Source organism: Marivita sp. S6314 (assembly GCF_023015985.1).
Lineage (GTDB): Bacteria > Pseudomonadota > Alphaproteobacteria > Rhodobacterales > Rhodobacteraceae > Marivita.
The window spans coordinates 292625-308415 of sequence record NZ_JALKAO010000004.1 but is presented as its reverse complement, the minus strand read 5'-3'; the positions used below and the strand labels follow the sequence as shown (position 1 = coordinate 308415).

At 62.0% G+C, this 15791-nt stretch carries 18 protein-coding genes; 7 read left to right on the top strand and 11 right to left on the bottom strand.

The annotated features are described in order from the left end of the window. Positions 1-42 precede the first annotated feature (42 nt). On the bottom strand, positions 43-804 hold the full coding sequence (gene purC / locus MWU54_RS13785) for a phosphoribosylaminoimidazolesuccinocarboxamide synthase (protein ID WP_247084814.1): 762 nt from the start codon (positions 802-804) through the stop codon (positions 43-45). Positions 805-997: 193 nt separating this feature from the next. Between purC and MWU54_RS13780 the strand changes: the two genes are divergently transcribed. The 4 genes from MWU54_RS13780 (at position 998) to MWU54_RS13765 (ending at position 4416) form a co-directional block, all read left to right on the top strand. Further along, positions 998-1312: a DUF1476 domain-containing protein gene (locus tag MWU54_RS13780; protein WP_247084812.1), complete on the top strand. Its 315-nt coding sequence runs from the start codon at positions 998-1000 to the stop codon at positions 1310-1312. A gap of 92 nt (positions 1313-1404) precedes the next feature. Continuing rightward, positions 1405-2064 carry a histidine phosphatase family protein gene (locus MWU54_RS13775; RefSeq protein WP_247084810.1) on the top strand — a complete coding sequence of 220 codons (660 nt, stop codon included), beginning with the start codon at positions 1405-1407 and terminating at the stop codon, positions 2062-2064. A gap of 175 nt (positions 2065-2239) precedes the next feature. After that, complete coding sequence (locus tag MWU54_RS13770) at positions 2240-3289, top strand: saccharopine dehydrogenase (protein WP_247084808.1); 1050 nt, start codon at positions 2240-2242, stop codon at positions 3287-3289. Then, positions 3286-4416: a saccharopine dehydrogenase family protein gene (locus tag MWU54_RS13765; RefSeq protein ID WP_247084806.1), complete on the top strand. Its 1131-nt coding sequence runs from the start codon at positions 3286-3288 to the stop codon at positions 4414-4416. Before MWU54_RS13770 ends, MWU54_RS13765 begins: the two co-directional genes overlap by 4 nt. A 100-nt stretch (positions 4417-4516) precedes the next feature. Here MWU54_RS13765 and purB read toward each other — a convergent pair whose 3' ends face one another. Continuing rightward, a complete protein-coding gene (purB, locus tag MWU54_RS13760; RefSeq protein WP_247084980.1) occupies positions 4517-5821 on the bottom strand; it encodes an adenylosuccinate lyase in 1305 nt (434 codons plus the stop codon). A 122-nt stretch (positions 5822-5943) separates the two neighbouring features. Between purB and MWU54_RS13755 the strand changes: the two genes are divergently transcribed. From MWU54_RS13755 to MWU54_RS13745, 3 genes are all read left to right on the top strand, one after another. Further along, positions 5944-6414, top strand: coding sequence for a DUF6314 family protein (locus tag MWU54_RS13755; protein ID WP_247084804.1), 471 nt, complete (start codon positions 5944-5946; stop codon positions 6412-6414). Between the two features lie 75 nt (positions 6415-6489). Continuing rightward, a complete protein-coding gene (locus MWU54_RS13750; protein ID WP_247084802.1) occupies positions 6490-6654 on the top strand; it encodes a carbohydrate-binding module family 14 protein in 165 nt (54 codons plus the stop codon). A gap of 230 nt (positions 6655-6884) precedes the next feature. Further along, positions 6885-7943: a FliG C-terminal domain-containing protein gene (locus MWU54_RS13745; protein WP_247084800.1), complete on the top strand. Its 1059-nt coding sequence runs from the start codon at positions 6885-6887 to the stop codon at positions 7941-7943. Here MWU54_RS13745 and MWU54_RS13740 read toward each other — a convergent pair. The 9 genes from MWU54_RS13740 to MWU54_RS13700 all read right to left on the bottom strand — a co-directional run bounded on the left by MWU54_RS13740 (position 7940) and on the right by MWU54_RS13700 (position 15770). Next, positions 7940-9043, bottom strand: a complete 1104-nt coding sequence (locus MWU54_RS13740; protein WP_247084798.1) for an ABC transporter ATP-binding protein — start codon at positions 9041-9043, stop codon at positions 7940-7942. The genes MWU54_RS13745 and MWU54_RS13740 overlap by 4 nt on opposite strands. Before the next feature lie 79 nt (positions 9044-9122). Next, positions 9123-10388 (bottom strand): glutamate-5-semialdehyde dehydrogenase, encoded by a 1266-nt coding sequence (locus MWU54_RS13735; protein WP_247084796.1) that lies wholly within the window; start codon positions 10386-10388, stop codon positions 9123-9125. 49 nt (positions 10389-10437) lie between these two features. After that, entirely contained in the window at positions 10438-11544 is a 1107-nt protein-coding gene (gene proB / locus MWU54_RS13730; protein ID WP_247084794.1) for a glutamate 5-kinase, read from the bottom strand. Beyond that, positions 11532-12566 carry a GTPase ObgE gene (gene obgE, locus MWU54_RS13725; protein WP_247084792.1) on the bottom strand — a complete coding sequence of 345 codons (1035 nt, stop codon included), beginning with the start codon at positions 12564-12566 and terminating at the stop codon, positions 11532-11534. Before obgE ends, proB begins: the two co-directional genes overlap by 13 nt. Then, on the bottom strand, positions 12563-13132 hold the full coding sequence (locus tag MWU54_RS13720) for a GNAT family N-acetyltransferase (protein WP_247084790.1): 570 nt from the start codon (positions 13130-13132) through the stop codon (positions 12563-12565). The genes obgE and MWU54_RS13720 overlap by 4 nt, the downstream gene beginning before the upstream one ends. A gap of 40 nt (positions 13133-13172) precedes the next feature. Beyond that, positions 13173-13715, bottom strand: a complete 543-nt coding sequence (locus tag MWU54_RS13715; protein ID WP_247084788.1) for a GNAT family N-acetyltransferase — start codon at positions 13713-13715, stop codon at positions 13173-13175. A 108-nt stretch (positions 13716-13823) separates the two neighbouring features. Further along, on the bottom strand, positions 13824-14093 hold the full coding sequence (gene rpmA / locus MWU54_RS13710) for a 50S ribosomal protein L27 (RefSeq protein WP_195820307.1): 270 nt from the start codon (positions 14091-14093) through the stop codon (positions 13824-13826). Positions 14094-14105: 12 nt separating this feature from the next. Continuing rightward, a complete protein-coding gene (locus MWU54_RS13705; protein ID WP_247084786.1) occupies positions 14106-14759 on the bottom strand; it encodes a 50S ribosomal protein L21 in 654 nt (217 codons plus the stop codon). A gap of 189 nt (positions 14760-14948) precedes the next feature. Further along, positions 14949-15770, bottom strand: a complete 822-nt coding sequence (locus MWU54_RS13700; RefSeq protein WP_247084784.1) for a DUF2059 domain-containing protein — start codon at positions 15768-15770, stop codon at positions 14949-14951. Positions 15771-15791: the final 21 nt, after the last annotated feature.

Genomic DNA, 15791 nt, shown 5'->3' with positions numbered 1-15791 from the left:
TTCAAAAATATGCAAATGCAGCGCCTGCAATGACGCGCTGCATCAGTTGATCAGCTTTGGCTTTTCCATCGGCGTCGCATTCGCGGGCATCACACCCAGACGCCGCGCCACTTCCGTATACGCATCCGCCAGATCCCCCAGATCGCGGCGGAACACGTCCTTGTCGAGCTTGCGGCCTGACTCGATGTCCCACAGCCGGCAGCTGTCCGGGCTGATCTCATCCGCCACGATCAGGCGCTGGTAATCGCCATCATAGACCCGGCCGATCTCGATCTTGAAATCCACCAGCTTGATACCGACGCCATACATCAGGCCGGACATGAAATCATTCACCCGCAATGCAAGGCTCAGGATGTCTTCCATGTCTTGCTGGCTGGCCCAGCCAAAGGCGGCAATATGTTCTTCGGTCACCAACGGATCGCCCAGCTTGTCGTCCTTGTAGCAATATTCGACAACCGGGCGTGGCATCGGGGTGCCTTCCTCGATTCCCAGGCGCTTGGCCATCGTGCCTGCCGCATAATTGCGCACGATCACTTCCAGCGGAATGATCTCGCAGGCGCGCACCAATTGTTCCCGCATGTTCAGCCGCTTCATGAAATGTGTCGGAACCCCGATCGAGTTCAGACCCACCATGAAAAATTCGCTCAGACGGTTGTTCAGCGCGCCCTTGCCATCGATCACGTCCCGCTTTTCAGCGTTGAACGCCGTGGCGTCGTCCTTGAAATACTGCACGATTGTGCCCGGCTCCGGGCCTTCATACAGAATCTTGGCTTTGCCTTCGTAAATCTTCTTGCGACGGGCCATGCGAGAACTTTCTGTCAGGTGCGCAGAACTGCGCGGAAGCGGTGGACATCTTGCGACGCCCGGCCAAAACGGCGTGGATTGGGTGCCTCATAGTGCATGCGCAACGGTGTCGCAAGCGACCTGAACCCTTGAAGCCCGCGCCGCCTGCGGTCATATCTTTGTCAAACAGACCGACCGGCAGGAGACCGACCCCATGTCCACATTCGACGACCGCGAAAACGCCTTCGAAAACAAATACGCCCATGACGCCGAAATGCAGTTCAAGGCCGAAGCCCGCCGCAACAAGCTGTTGGGGCTGTGGGTGGCAGAGCTGCTTGGCAAAACCGGCGATGACGCCGAAGCCTACGCCAAGGACGTGGTCAAGGCCGATTTCGAAGAAGCCGGCCACGAAGACGTGGTCCGCAAGGTGTCGGCCGATGTGGCAGGCAAGATCACCGATGACGAGATTCGCGCCAAGATGGCCGAACTGATGCCGGTGGCCAAAGCCCAGATCATGGACGAAGCCTGATTTTCGCCGCATGAGCTTTTCCGCATGACACGAACGCGCCCATCTCTCACCGGGCGCGTTTTTCTTTCGCTCCCCTGAAACCCCGAGGCCCCATGTCGCAGATCGTTCTTGTCCGTCACGGACAAGCCAATTCCGGCGCCAAAGACGAAGGCGATTACGACCGGCTCAGCCCGCTGGGGCATCAGCAGGCCGGATGGCTGGGCGAACACCTGCGCCACCGGGGCGACGTGTTTGCCCGCGTCTGGACCGGCACGCTAAGACGCCACCGCGAAACCGCCGACGGCATCGCCGCCGAAACGCCCGCCGACACAATCGAAGATCCGCGCCTGAACGAACTGGAATATTTCACCCTGTCCCAGCTTCTGGCCGACCAGCACGGCATCACCCTGCCCACAACCCGCGAAGGCTTTGTCCATCACCTGCCCAGCCTCATGCAGCACTGGCAGGACGGCAAGCTGGAAGGCGCGCCGGAAAGCTTTCATTCTTTCGAGGCCCGCGTCCGCGACGCGATGCACGACATCAGCGCCCTGCCCGGACGGTCGCTGGTTGTGACGTCAGGCGGTCTGATCGGCATGGCGATGCGGCTGACGCTGCGGCTCGACATGACGGCGTTCTGCAACGTGTGCCTGTCGATCCAGAACACGTCTCTGAGCGCGTGGTTGCCGCTGGAAGGGCATCTGGCCCTGACGCAGTTCAACGCGCTGCCGCATCTGGACACACCGGACCGCCAATTCGCCCAGACCCACATCTAGGACCAGACAGAGTGCGCGTGCCGCGCACGCTGGATAACTCGGTCCTCGCCTCCGGCTGCGGGCCTCGGGCGTGCCTCCGGCAGAGGTATTTTTGAACCAGAGAAGCAGGGGATCGGGGCTTTTGTCCCGGCGGTGGTCTGGCTACTGTGCAGCAAAACGGTGACGGGGGACAAACATGACTCATCTCTGGGTCCGCGCGGAAAGCCGCGACAATGAAGAACGCGTGGGCCTCCTGCCGGACGGTGTTGCCGCGCTGGTGGCGCAAGGCATGCGCGTCACGGTCGAAGACAGCCTGACGCGCATTGTGCCGATTGCACCCTACAGGGAGGCCGGGGCCGAGATTGCGCCAACCGGGTCCTGGGTCGGTGCTCCGGACGAGGCAATTGTGTTCGGGCTCAAGGAACTGCCCGATGATGGCACACCCTTGCGGCACCGCCACATCATGTTTGGCCATGCCTACAAGGGCCAGCCCGCCGGTCAGCGCCTGCTGTCGCGCTTCCGCGCCGGTGGCGGCACGCTCTACGATCTGGAATACCTTGTGGACAGCGACGGCCGGCGCGTCGCCGCCTTTGGCTACTGGGCGGGTTATGCCGGCGCGGCGGTCTCCTTGCTGGCCTATGCCGCGCAATCCGACGGCACCTGCCCGCCTGTGACGCCATGGGCGTCGTCTGACGCCATGCGCGCCGATGTGGCCGCCGCGCTGAACGGCGCCACCCCCGACGCGCTGGTCATCGGCGCTCTGGGCCGGGTCGGCACCGGGGCCAGCGATCTGTGTGAAGCGGTCGGGCTGCGGGTCACCAAGTGGGACATGGCCGAAACCGCCCACGGGGGTCCCTTCCCCGAAGTGCTGGACCACACGCTGTTTTTCAACTGCATCCTCGCGCGTCCCGGCACGCCGATCTTTGTACCTGCCGACACCTGCACCCGGCCCCGCGCCCTGCGGGTCATCGGCGACATCGCCTGCGACCCGGACAGCGATTTCTCCCCCATCAAGGTCTATGACGCCGCCACCAGCTGGGCGCGCCCGGTCACCCGGGTCTGCGACGCCCCGCCGCTGGATGTCATGGCCATCGACAACCTGCCTTCGCTGATGCCGCGCGAATCCTCCGAGGATTTCGCGGCACAGCTGCTGCCCCATCTCAAAACGCTCGACACAGTGGATCAGGGCGTCTGGGGGCGGGCAAAAACCACGTTTGACGATCACATCGGAAAGGGTTCCTCATGACGGTACATTGGTGCGGCACAGGCCTGTCGGCCATCCCCGGCCTGCGGCGGTTGATCCAGAACGGCACACCCGTGACCGTCTGGAACCGGACCGCCGACAAGGCGCGCGCGGCGGTGGGGGATCTGACCGACGACATCCATGTCTTTGACCTCGATGCGCTGACCGCGCAGACCAAGGCCGGGGACGTGGTCATCTCCATGCTGCCCGGCGACTGGCACGTGCCGCTGGCCAAAATGGCCATCGCCAAGGGCGCGCATTTCGTGTCGTCCTCCTACATCGCCCCCGAGATGCGCGCGCTGGACAGCGACGCGCGCGCGGCAGGCGTGGCGCTGGTCAACGAGGTGGGGCTGGACCCCGGCATCGACCACCTGATGGCGCATCACCTGATCGCCGAGTACCGCGCCAGCGCGGCCTATGCCGCAGACAACGTGCTCTCGTTCAAATCCTATTGCGGCGGCGTGCCGAAACAGGCCAACGCCTTCCGCTACAAGTTCAGCTGGGCCCCGGTCGGGGTGCTCAAGGCGCTGCGCTCGCCGTCGAAATCAATCCGGCATTTCACCGAACTGGACGTCGCCCACCCGTGGGACGCCATCTCGCGCTATGACGCGCCCCTGCCCACACCGGAATCTTTCGAAGTCTACCCGAACCGGGACAGCCTGCCTTTCATGGCCGATTACCAGTTCGATCCGACATGGAAGGTCAAGGAATTCGTCCGCGGCACCTTGCGGCTGAATGGCTGGGCCGAAGCCTGGGCCGACATCTTTGCCGAGATGGGCAGCGCCGATGACGCGCGGCTGACCGAATTGGCAGAGGAACTGCTGGCCAAGAACGCCTATGCCCCCGGCGAACCGGATCGCGTGGTGCTGTGCGTGGATCTGCTGGCGGAACGGGACGGTGCGCCGGTCTGGCACAAGACCTACGTGATGGATGCCTGGGGGGATGCGCGCGGATCGGCGATGGCGCGGCTGGTGTCAAACCCGGTGGCCTTGGCGATCGAAGCGGTGCTGAACCGCGAAATCGCCCCCGGGGTCAGCCCGGCCCCGCATGATCCCAAGCTGGTGCAGCGGTGGCTGGACGCGGTGCAGACCGAAGCCCAGCACCTGATGGTGGTGGATCATCTGAAGTAGTCGGTTGTCACCTATGGGCATGGATGCCGGGCTGAAGCCCGGCCTACAGATCGGGCGACAGGAAGCGTAGGCCGGGCTTCAGCCCGGCATCCAAACGCCACTATTCTCCGAACACCCGCGCGAAGATCGTGTCGACATGTTTGGTGTGATAGCCCAGATCGAACTTCTCTTCGATCTCTTCGGGGCTCAGGGCCGCCACCACATCCGCATCCGCCAACAGCTCTTGCTTGAAATCGGTCCGGTGTTCCCAGACCTTCAGCGCGTTGCGTTGCACGTAGGAATAGGCATCCTCGCGGCTCACCCCGGCTTGCGTCAGGGCCAGAAGCACCCGCTGGCTCATCACCAGACCCGGGAACTTGTTCATGTTTTCCAGCATGTTGTCGGGGAAGATCAGCATCTTGTCGATCACACCGGTCAACCGCGCCAGCGCGAAATCCAGCGTGATCGTCGCATCCGGCCCGATCATCCGCTCGACCGAGCTGTGCGAAATATCCCGTTCGTGCCAAAGCGCCACGTTCTCCATCGCCGGGATCACCGCCGAGCGCACCATGCGCGCCAGCCCCGTCAGGTTTTCGGTCAGCACCGGGTTCTTCTTGTGCGGCATGGCCGACGAGCCCTTCTGCCCCATCGAGAAAAACTCCGCCCCTTCAAGCACCTCGGTGCGCTGCATGTGGCGGATCTCAACCGCGATGTTCTCCACCGACGACGCGATTACACCCAGCGTGGCAAAGAACGCCGCATGACGGTCACGCGGGATCACCTGCGTGCTGATCGGCTCTGGGACGAGGCCCAGCTTGTCACAGACATGTTCCTCGACCGCCGGATCGACATTGGCGAATGTGCCAACAGCACCCGAGATCGCCCCCGTCGCCACTTCGGCGCGCGCGTCCCGCATCCGGCTCAGGTTGCGGTCCATCTCGGCATAGAACCGGGCAAAGGTCAGACCCATTGTCGTGGGTTCGGCATGAATGCCATGAGACCGGCCAATGCGGACCGTGTCCTTGTGCTCGTAGGCGCGCCGCTTCAGTGCCGCCAGCAGCCCTTCCAGATCGGCGATCAGGATATCGGCTGCCCGCACCAGCTGCACGTTGAACGTGGTGTCCAGAACGTCGGACGAGGTCATGCCCTGATGCACAAACCGTGCCTCATCCGACCCGACATGTTCGGCCAGATGGGTCAGAAAGGCGATCACGTCATGCTTGGTCACCGCCTCGATCTCGTCGATCCGCGCCACGTCGAACTCGACATCCTTGGCCTTCCACACCGCGTCGGCGTTTTCGCGCGGGATCACCCCCAGATCGGCCATCGCGTCACAGGCATGGGCCTCGATCTCGTACCAGATGCGGAACTTGGTGGACGGCTCCCAGATGGCAACCATATCAGGGCGGGAATAGCGGGGGATCATAAGCACGATCCTTTCATAGGCTGGCTTGCGGAATTTGCGCGCACTCCTAGACTGCGCCATGCCGCGCGACAAGGGAGGCCACGCCGAATGAGACGCTTTGCCCTGATCCCCGCCGCCGGTCTGTGGCAGGACATCGGCGCGCAAGCCGCGCAACCGGGTTGGACCGCCGCGTGACCCGTCCAGACCTGCACATGTTCGAAGGTCTCTGGCAGGTTGACCGCGTCATCCACGACCATCGCGCAGGTTCTACGGGCCGCTTTGCCGGATCAGCCACGTTTTCGCCCATTGGTGCGGGCTTGGCCTATCTCGAAACCGGCCAGCTCTGGCTTGACGGGCATCCCCCGTTCAAGGCCGAACGGCGCTATCTCTGGCGGATCGAGGACGACGTGATCCATGTCGATTTCGACGACGGGCGCGCCTTTCATCACATACCACCCGATCAGCCCAGCGACCGGCATTGGTGCGACCCGGACACCTATGACGTCACCTACAGCTTTGCCTCCTGGCCCGTCTGGCACAGCACATGGGACGTTTCCGGGCCCAGAAAGGCCTACCGGATGGTCACAACCTACCGGCGTGAACCGCCGAAATAGAGGTCTTTGCAACGCATGTTTTGCCAAATCGGAAAACGGTGCTACCATCCATGACACCCAAACAGGAGATTAATGATGACCATCAAGACCCTTCTGACTGCATCGGCCGTTGTGCTGGTTACAGCGACGTCAAGCTTTGCCAGCTGCCAATGGGGCAAGCACGAATCGGCCTCCATGAGCTGCGCCGACGGCACGGTCTATGACGAGGCCAGCAACACCTGCAAAGTGGTGAGCGGATAATTTTTTACCAATTGGTAAAACTTCTTGAGGACGGCCTTCGGGGCCGTCTTTTTTTGTCGATCCATCGGATTTGGCGCTCAGACCTTGTGTCGATCACGTGGTTTGCGTCCGTACCGTTCAGCCGTACAAACCGTACGGGTGGCGGATCCGGGAGCATTCAAGACCTCCGGGGCTGACGCTTTCTTAACCTTACCCGCCTATCCCCAAGGGACCAGGACGGAGTACGGATCATGTCACAAGTCTCAGTAGGGTTACCCGTGGGTAACCCCGCCCCTTCACGGGCCGCAGGCCTCAGTCGTCGCGCCAAGGCCGCCATCATCGTGCAGTTTATCCTCAAGGAAGGCGCGGATGTACCGCTGGCCTCCCTGCCCGAGGATCTGCAGATGCAACTCACCCATCTGTTGGGCGAAATGCGCTATATCGACCGCGCCACCATGAACGCGGTGCTTGAGGAATTTTCGGAAGAACTTGATTCCATTGGTCTTTCTTTCCCCGGGGACATTGCGGGCGCGCTGAATGCGCTGGATGGCAAGATCAGCGAACAAACCGCCTCGCGCCTGCGCAAAGAAGCGGGCGTGCGCCAGATCGGTGATCCCTGGAAACGCATCGCCGCCCTGCCCCGCGCCCGGTTGCAGGACCTGGTCAAATCCGAATCCGTGCAGGTCGCCGCCGTGATGGTGTCAAAGCTCGACGTCAGCAAAGCCGCCGACCTGCTCAGCAGCCTGCCCGGCGACACCGCCCGCCGGATCGCCTACGCCATGTCCATGACCGACGCCGTCACCCCCGACGCCGTCGACCGCATCGGTCTCAGCCTCGCCGCCCAGCTCGACGCCGAACCGGCCCGCGCCTTCCGCGCGGACCCGTCGAAACGCGTGGGTGCCATCCTCAATTTCTCGCGCGCCGCCAAGCGCGATGAACTGCTGACCGCGCTTGATGAGGAGGATCAGGGCTTCGCCGAAGAAGTGCGCAAGTCGATCTTCACTTTCGCCCATATTCCGGACCGCATGTCGGCGATTGACGCGCCCAAGATCACGCGGGACGTGGATCAGGACACCCTGGCCGAAGCGATTTCCGGCGCGGTGACGGACGCGGATCGCGCCTCCATCGACTTCATTTTATCAAACATATCCAAACGTATGGCGGATTCTCTTCGGGAAGCGTCTGAAGATCTGGGAGAGGTGAAACCAAAACAGGCCGAAGCCGCCATGGGCGCAATTATCCGCGCCATCCGGGAACTTGCCGACAGTGGCGAAATCACACTCGCGACCCCGGCAGATGAGGAAGATTAGGTGCGGATCACCGTCCCGCTATCCTTGCGGAACACGAAACAGCGATCCCGCCGCACGGTCAGCCACATCACCGTCCCTGCCTTGGGCAGAAAGACATTCGGCACCGTCGCGCGGATCAGGCTGTGATCATGATCCATGCGGAACTCGACAAGGCTTTCCGATCCCATGAACCGCGCGCGCTCGACCACGCCGCGGGCCGGGGCCCCGGCCATGGGCGTCGGATTCGGGCCGCGCCCGTGACGGTCAAAGTCGATGCCGACATGCTGCGGACGGAACACGATCTCGACCTCGCCGCCTTCCGGCACGCCGGGTGCCAGAAACTGCCCGAACGGGGTCTCTGTCAGCGCGCCGCGCACTGTGCCTGTCAGCAGGTTGATGTCGGAAAAGAACGCCACCGCCGCCTTGTCCGCCGGCGCGTTGTAGATGTTATAGGGCGCGCCGCGCTGCACGATCTTGCCGTCGCGCATCAGCGCGATTTCATCCGCCATCCGCATCGCCTCTTCCGGCTCGTGGGTGACCAGCAGGACAGAGGTGCCTTCCTCTTTGAGCAAGGCCAGCGTTTCGTCGCGGATGCCATCCCGCAAGCGGTTGTCGAGGCCGGAAAACGGCTCGTCCATCAGCATGATGGACGGCTTCGGCGCAATCGCGCGGGCCAGCGCCACGCGCTGTTGTTCACCGCCCGACAGCATATGCGGGTATTCGTTGATGTAATGCGACAGCCCGACCCGTTCGAGAAGCTCTCCAACACGGGGCCGCTTGTCCTTGCGCGATCCGGGCAGACCGAAACCCACATTGTCCCCAACCGTCAGGTGCGGAAACAGCGCAAAATCCTGAAATATCAGGCCGATAGACCGCCGTTCGGGCGGCACGCGGAACACCGTGTCACAGACCAGCGATCCGTCCACATGGATCGTGCCGCTGGTTTGCATGTCGACGCCCGCAATGATGCGCAGGGTCGTCGACTTGCCACATCCCGATGGCCCCAGAAGACAGGTCACATTGCCCGGCTCGATCGCCAAGGACACGTCGTCGACGACGCGCTTGCCCTCGTAATCCCGCACGATGTTGCGGATTTCCAGCCGGGGATGGGATTTGGTCAACGCTGCCTCACAGGTTTCCGAGTGAAAGGGTCGGATTATGCAAAATCAGGTAACAGGCCCGTTGATCCTCGACAACCCCTCAGCCCCGCGTCGTGCCGTCGCCCACCACGAGGTATTTGAAGCTGGTCAGCTGCTGCGCCCCGACCGGACCGCGCGCATGCATCTTGCCGGTCGCGATCCCGATCTCGGCCCCCATGCCAAATTCGCCGCCATCGGCAAACTGGGTGGAGGCGTTGCGCATGAGGATAGCGCTGTCGATCCGTTCAAAGAACCGGTCCGCGGCAGCATCGTCTTCAGTCAGGATGCAGTCGGTGTGGTTTGAACTGTAGGTGTTGATATGCGCAATGGCCGCATCCAGATCATCCACAACGCGGGCCGCGATAATGCTGTCGAGGTATTCGCATCCCCAATCGGCATCCGTCGCCGCAACCGTGCCGTCGATGGCCTGCAATGTTTCGTCCACGCGTACCTCGACCCCGGCATCCAACAAAGCGCGAATGACGCCCTGCCCGATCGTGTCGACCACATTCTTGTGGATCAACAGGCACTCGGCTGCCCCACAGATCCCGGTGCGTCGGGTTTTGGCATTGAGGATCACGTTCAGGCTTTTGACCGGGTCGGCGTCCTTGTCGACATAGATGTGCACAATGCCTTCCAGATGGGCAAAAACCGGCACGCGTGCTTCGCGCTGGACAAGACCGACCAGCCCCTTGCCGCCACGCGGAACAATCACGTCGACGTAATCCGTCATGGTCAGCAATTCGCTGACCGCCGCACGATCCCGGGTGGGCACAAGCTGGATCGCGTCTGCGGGCAGACCCGCCGCGCGCAGGCCTTCGACCAGACAGGCGTGGATGGCGGTTGAGGAGTGAAAGCTTTCGGACCCGCCGCGCAGGATCACCGCATTGCCCGCCTTCAGGCACAGCGCCCCCGCATCCGCCGTCACGTTGGGCCGGGATTCGTAGATCACGCCGATGACCCCCAGCGGCGTGCGCACGCGCTGGATGTGCAGGCCGCTGGGCCGGTCCCATTCTTCCATCACGGCCCCCACCGGATCGTCCTGTCCGGCGACGGCCCTCAACCCGTCCACGATGCCCTTGATGCGGCTTTCATCCAGCAGCAAGCGGTCCATCATCGCATCGGTCAGCCCCTTGTCACGGCCGAATTCCAGGTCGCGCTTATTGGCCTCGATGATCTGCGCGCGCTGCGTCCAGACCGCATCTGCCGCCGCCATCAGCGCGGTTGTCTTTTTCTCTGCCGGGGCAAAGGCCAACGCGCCCGCTGCCGCTTTGGCACGTGCCCCCAAATCCTGCATCAACGTGGGGATATCTGTCATATCTTTCATGGCGTTGGCCTTTTCGTGAAATGCGTTGGTTGGTCAGTCAGGCGGGACGTCAGATCGCCATATCGTCGCGGTGTATTACCACGGCGCGTCCCGGGTAGCCCAGAATTTCCTCGATCTCCGCTGAGTTATGCCCCTTGATCGCCTGCGCTTCGGCCGCCGTGTAGCGCGTCAGCCCGAACCCAAGCTCACGGCCCTGCGCATCGGTGATGGCCACCGGATCTCCGCGCCCGAAGGTCCCCGAGACCCCGACAATGCCGGGCGGCAGAAGCGAAGTTCCCCGCTTGAGCGCGCGCGCCGCGCCGTCGTCAACACTCAGACTGCCTTGCGGTTTCATCGACACGATCCAGCGTTTGCGCGCCGCATGAGGGTCAAGCTGTGGTGTGAACCACGTACAACGGGCCCCGTTTTCCAGCGCCTGCAAGGGATGCAAGGTGGAGCCTTCGGAAATGGCCATGGCGCAGCCCGACACGGTGGCGGTTTTGGCCGCCATCAGCTTGGTCTTCATTCCGCCCTTAGACAGCCCGGATCCGGCATCGCCTGCCATCGCTTCGATTTGGGGCGTGATGTCGTCAATCACCGGGAAATGCGTGGCATCGGGATCGGTCATCGGATTGGCGCTGTAGAACCCATCGACGTCGGACAGCAGGATCAGTTGATCCGCGCCGACAGTCGCGGCCACCTGGGCGGCGAGCCGGTCATTGTCGCCATAGCGGATTTCATCCGTCGCCACGGTGTCGTTTTCGTTCACGATGGGCACGACGCCAAAGCCAACAAGCGTTTCCAGCGTTGCGCGGCTGTTGAGATAGCGGCGGCGGTCGGTGCTGTCTTCCAGTGTCACCAGCACCTGAGCGGTGGTCAGGTCATGCGGGGCCAACGCCTCTTCATAGGCGCGGGCCAGCCGGATTTGCCCGACAGCCGCAGCGGCTTGTGATTGTTCCAGCGGCAGAACGGTGGGCGGCAGGTTCAAAACGCCGCGTCCCAGCGCAATCGAGCCAGAGGACACCAGAATGACATCCGTGCCGCGTTTCTTGATCCGTGCCACATCTTCGGCCAGCGACAACAGCCAGTCCCGGCGCAGCGTGCCATGTGTCTTGTCGACCAGAAGCGCCGACCCGATTTTAACAACCAGCCGACGCGCGTCGCTTAGGGTTGCCACGGTCCCGCCTCTTCGGTTGCTTCTTCGCGTTTGCGCGTGATCTTGACGTGCTGGCGCAAGGCGCGCAGCACATCGGTGAGGCCTTCTTTTGACACGCCGGACATCAGCATGACGTCGTGACCCGCGACGCGTTCCAGCTCTTCCTTGAGGAAGCCGCGTTCCTCGTCGTCCAGCGCGTCAATCTTGTTGAGCACCGTCACGCGGGGCTTGTCAGCCAGACCTTCGCCGTACGCCTCAATCTCGTCGATGATGGTCTGGTAGTCCTCAAGCAACGTGCCAGACGTGCCATCCACCAGATGCAACAGTGCGGCGCAGCGTTCGACATGGCCGAGGAACAGATCGCCCAATCCGCGCCCTTCATGCGCGCCTTCGATCAAGCCGGGGATGTCGGCGACGACAAATTCTGCATCGTCCACACCGACCACGCCAAGGTTCGGGTGCAGCGTCGTGAACGGGTAGTCCGCCACCTTTGGACGGGCGTTGGAGGTCGCCGCCAGAAAGGTGGATTTACCCGCATTGGGCAGCCCCAGAAGCCCAACATCGGCGATCAGCTTCAGCCGGAGCCAGATCGTGCGTTCAACGCCTTCCTGGCCGGGGTTAGAGCGTCGCGGGGCCTGATTGGTGGAGGTTTTGAAGTGCAGGTTGCCCCAGCCTCCATTGCCGCCCTTGGCCAGCAGAACGCGCTGGCCCAGTTCGGTCAGATCAGCGAGCACCGTTTCTTCGTCTTCGTCCAGGATCTCGGTGCCGACGGGGACTTTCAGAACGATGTCCTTGCCATCCGCGCCGGTGCGCTGACGGCCGGCCCCGGGGCGGCCATTGTCGGCAAAAAAGTGCTGCTGATAGCGAAAGTCGATCAGCGTGTTGAGACCATCCACGGCTTCGACCCAGACGTCACCACCCCGACCGCCATCGCCGCCGTCGGGGCCACCGTATTCGATGTACTTTTCGCGCCGGAAGCTGATGCATCCGTTCCCGCCCGAACCAGAGCGGATATAGACCTTGCAGAGATCGAGGAATTTCATTTGTTTGGACTTTCTTCGCCAGAGGCTCTGGCGTTTGCGATGGCATGTGCGCGACTTACCTCTGCCCAACTGGCGCGGTCAAGGTGCACGCGGATCACAGGCAAGTCGCTACCGTGGTAATGTGACCAGATCAGGCGCGTTTCGCCGGTCTGCTGAAAGCCGAGCTTGCTCAACACGTTCTGCGAAGCAGCGTTGCCTTTAATCCAACCACTCTCAACTTTTTCTTCATCTGCGAAAGTCAACTGGAGCAGAGCCGTTGCCGCCTCGGTCATCACACCTTTGCCCCAGACATTCGGGGACAGCCAGTACCCAAGATCGGACACATCTTTTCCGTGACGCCCCTTGGTGACCGAAACGATACCGCAAGGCCGGTCATCCAGAACAATCACGCGATACCATGGATCCGAGGAATTGCGCTTGACGAAGCTGCGTGCGTCCTCAAGCCCGTATGGTCGCGGAGGAGTTGTCAGCCATTGATGCACCTCCGGGCGCGCAATCTCTTGCGCAACCCACACGGCATCGTCGGACTGCAACAGGCGCAGGGTCAGTCGGGGTGTTTGTATCATCGGTGCCCCTCCTGCCATTGGGCGGTTGAGCGACCAAGCGTCAGCACATGCGTTTGAGATATGTCCAGGTTTGGACGGTTGCGTTGCGGGCGACGGAAAACGATTCCGCGTCGCCGATATATTCAAAGCCACAATGGGTCAGAACACGGGCCGAGGCCGGGTTGTCCTGAAACACGCTGGCGAAAATCGTCTGATTGTTCAGTGGATTGGCGTCCACCAGCGCCTGAACCGCGTCCGAGGCAAGCCCGGTGTTCCAGAACGGCGGTGCAACCCAATACCCGATTTCGGACTGGTTGCGATCCATCCGCTGGAGCGAGATCAGCCCCATCACTTCGGGTCCGTCCGCCAAGGTGCCATCCATCGCCCAGACATCTTCGTCCCGATCCGGCGCATGCGCACGGTCGACGAAGGCCTGTGACGCCCCCGGCGGCAATGGGTGCGGGATCGACGTGGTCATGCTCGCGACGCGCTTGTCGCTTGTGTAATGCTCGATCAGGCCAACGTCCGACACCTGCAGCGGTCTCAGAATGAACCGGTCGGTTTCGACGATTGGCTGTGTCATGTTGGTGCTATCCAAACTCATCTGCTCTCTCCTCATCGCAGACATGTGCGCTGGCCCCTCTCCAAACGCTTAAGGGGGACCGGCTGGTCTGCCGATCCCCCTTTGTTTTTTCAAAACCTTAAGGTCGGCTTACTCAGCGGCCTCCGCCACTGGCAAAACGGAAATAAACGTACGGTTTTTGAGACCTTTGTGGAAGGTCACGGCGCCGTCGACGGTTGCAAAGATCGTGTGATCCTTGCCCATGCCCACGCCTTCGCCCGGCCAGAACTTTGTGCCGCGCTGACGCACAATGATGTTGCCCGGAATGGCCGCCTGGCCACCGTAGAGTTTTACGCCAAGGCGACGACCAGCGGAGTCGCGACCGTTGCGGGATGAGCCGCCTGCTTTTTTATGTGCCATAGGTCAGTCTCCTTACTTCGATGCCAGATCTTTGGCCTGTTCAATCCAGCCTTCACGCTCGATCCGGCCTTTGAACGACAGTTTCTCGCCAAATTCTTCAACGTCTGCCTCTGTCCACGCAGCGATCTGCGCGAAAGAAGTGACGCCTGCTTCGTGCAGCTTCTTCTCAAGCGCCGGGCCAACGCCGGACAGCTGCTTGAGATCATCTGCGCCCGCCGCCGCGGCAGGTGCCTCGGCCTTGGGAGCTGCTTTTTCTGCTTTCGGAGCCGCTTTCTTCTGAGCCGCAGCCGCTACGGCCGCGCCGGAGACAGAGCCAGCACCGATGGCCGCTTTGACGCCGGACTTGTCCGCGCCAGAGGCCAGAATGTCTGTCACGCGCAGAAGCGTCAGCTGCTGGCGATGACCCACGGTCCGCTTGGAGCTGTGCTTACGACGACGCTTGACGAAGTTGATGACTTTGTCGCCTTTGATCTGGTCCACGACCTCGGCTTGCACGGCTGCACCGTCGACAAGAGGGGCACCAACGACAGTCTTGTCGCCACCAACCATCAGAATTTCATTGAACTGGACGGTTTCGCCTGCATCGGCTGCCAGTTTCTCGACGCGCAGAACGTCGCCCGATTGGACTTTGTACTGCTTGCCGCCGGTTTTCATAACCGCGAACATCGTGTCTTTCCTTTTACACCCGCATCCTGTGGCCCCGGTTTCCCGGCGTTTTGGGGGGTCCCCACCTCGGACAGCGCGCCCCATCTCGGAGCGAAGTTATCATATAAAAACAAAAGCGGGACCGAAGCCCCGTCTTGTTGTGCGCGGCTTATGCTGCGCTTGCGGGCGTTTGTCAACGCGTTTTGGGGCCTAAAGCTCCTGGACCTGCATCTGGCGGGCCACAGCGCGGCCAAGCGCATAAGAGATATCGTCATACATCTTGTTGAACCCGGCAAACAGCGCCCGGTTCAGCGCCCGCCCCGGATCGGTCTTGGACAGTTCGGTGTAATCCGCCACCACGCCGTCTTCGAGCGGGCGATAGGCCATGATCAGGAATGCATAGACCCATTCACGCGTGTCCGACCGTGTTTCAGCCTCAGACGACCAGACCTCGGTCAGGATATCCTGTTCAGACATGTCGAGCGCCCCGCCATCCACCAATCCAAGGTAGAACATGTAATTGGCGTTCAGAGCCCCGACGAGATTGGCATCCACCAGATCATTGGTGTCGACAAATTCCGAAATCATCGCCAGCGTTTCGGACTGCGTGCCTTCCAGATCCCGAAACGCCGCGCGGGCCGCGTCTTCGATCTCTTGTTCGCGCATTGCGGTGCGCGCGCTCAGTTCGAGGCTGACAACCTGTTGTCCAACCTCGGAGGTGAAGAAGGCCAGCAGCGGATCAATATCCGCATCGCCGAATTCCGCCTTGAACTCTTCTCGCACCGTGGCCAGCATACGGTCGTCATCGTAGATGCGCTCGACCGTGGCGTCCCAACCCTGCGTCCGCCCCCCCGGCACCATGTCCCGGGCCAGCGTTTCGCCGTATTCGATCCCTTCCTCCCGCATGATCTCGACGATTTGCGGAACGCCCAAAGCCTTGAGAAGATCGTCAACAGACGATGCCTGCACCGATGTGGCCCAGGGCCCAACGACCAATGCCGTTGCTGCGGATGCAATCAGATTGCGAAGCATGCTCGATCTCCTGTTATGCGT

Excerpts from the sequence above, each read along its gene's own strand:
- MWU54_RS13735 (WP_247084796.1), bottom strand. The coding sequence starts at position 10,388 with ATGAAAGATATGACAGATATCCCCACGTTGATGCAGGATTTGGGGGCA.
- obgE (WP_247084792.1), bottom strand. The coding sequence starts at position 12,566 with ATGAAATTCCTCGATCTCTGCAAGGTCTATATCCGCTCTGGTTCGGGC.
- MWU54_RS13775 (WP_247084810.1), top strand. The coding sequence starts at position 1,405 with ATGTCGCAGATCGTTCTTGTCCGTCACGGACAAGCCAATTCCGGCGCC.
- MWU54_RS13780 (WP_247084812.1), top strand. The coding sequence starts at position 998 with ATGTCCACATTCGACGACCGCGAAAACGCCTTCGAAAACAAATACGCC.
- purB (WP_247084980.1), bottom strand. The coding sequence starts at position 5,821 with ATGATCCCCCGCTATTCCCGCCCTGATATGGTTGCCATCTGGGAGCCG.
- MWU54_RS13745 (WP_247084800.1), top strand. The coding sequence starts at position 6,885 with ATGTCACAAGTCTCAGTAGGGTTACCCGTGGGTAACCCCGCCCCTTCA.
- MWU54_RS13715 (WP_247084788.1), bottom strand. The coding sequence starts at position 13,715 with ATGAGTTTGGATAGCACCAACATGACACAGCCAATCGTCGAAACCGAC.
- purC (WP_247084814.1), bottom strand. The coding sequence starts at position 804 with ATGGCCCGTCGCAAGAAGATTTACGAAGGCAAAGCCAAGATTCTGTAT.
- MWU54_RS13705 (WP_247084786.1), bottom strand. The coding sequence starts at position 14,759 with ATGTTCGCGGTTATGAAAACCGGCGGCAAGCAGTACAAAGTCCAATCG.
- MWU54_RS13700 (WP_247084784.1), bottom strand. The coding sequence starts at position 15,770 with ATGCTTCGCAATCTGATTGCATCCGCAGCAACGGCATTGGTCGTTGGG.
- MWU54_RS13720 (WP_247084790.1), bottom strand. The coding sequence starts at position 13,132 with ATGATACAAACACCCCGACTGACCCTGCGCCTGTTGCAGTCCGACGAT.
- rpmA (WP_195820307.1), bottom strand. The coding sequence starts at position 14,093 with ATGGCACATAAAAAAGCAGGCGGCTCATCCCGCAACGGTCGCGACTCC.
- MWU54_RS13770 (WP_247084808.1), top strand. The coding sequence starts at position 2,240 with ATGACTCATCTCTGGGTCCGCGCGGAAAGCCGCGACAATGAAGAACGC.
- MWU54_RS13750 (WP_247084802.1), top strand. The coding sequence starts at position 6,490 with ATGACCATCAAGACCCTTCTGACTGCATCGGCCGTTGTGCTGGTTACA.
- MWU54_RS13765 (WP_247084806.1), top strand. The coding sequence starts at position 3,286 with ATGACGGTACATTGGTGCGGCACAGGCCTGTCGGCCATCCCCGGCCTG.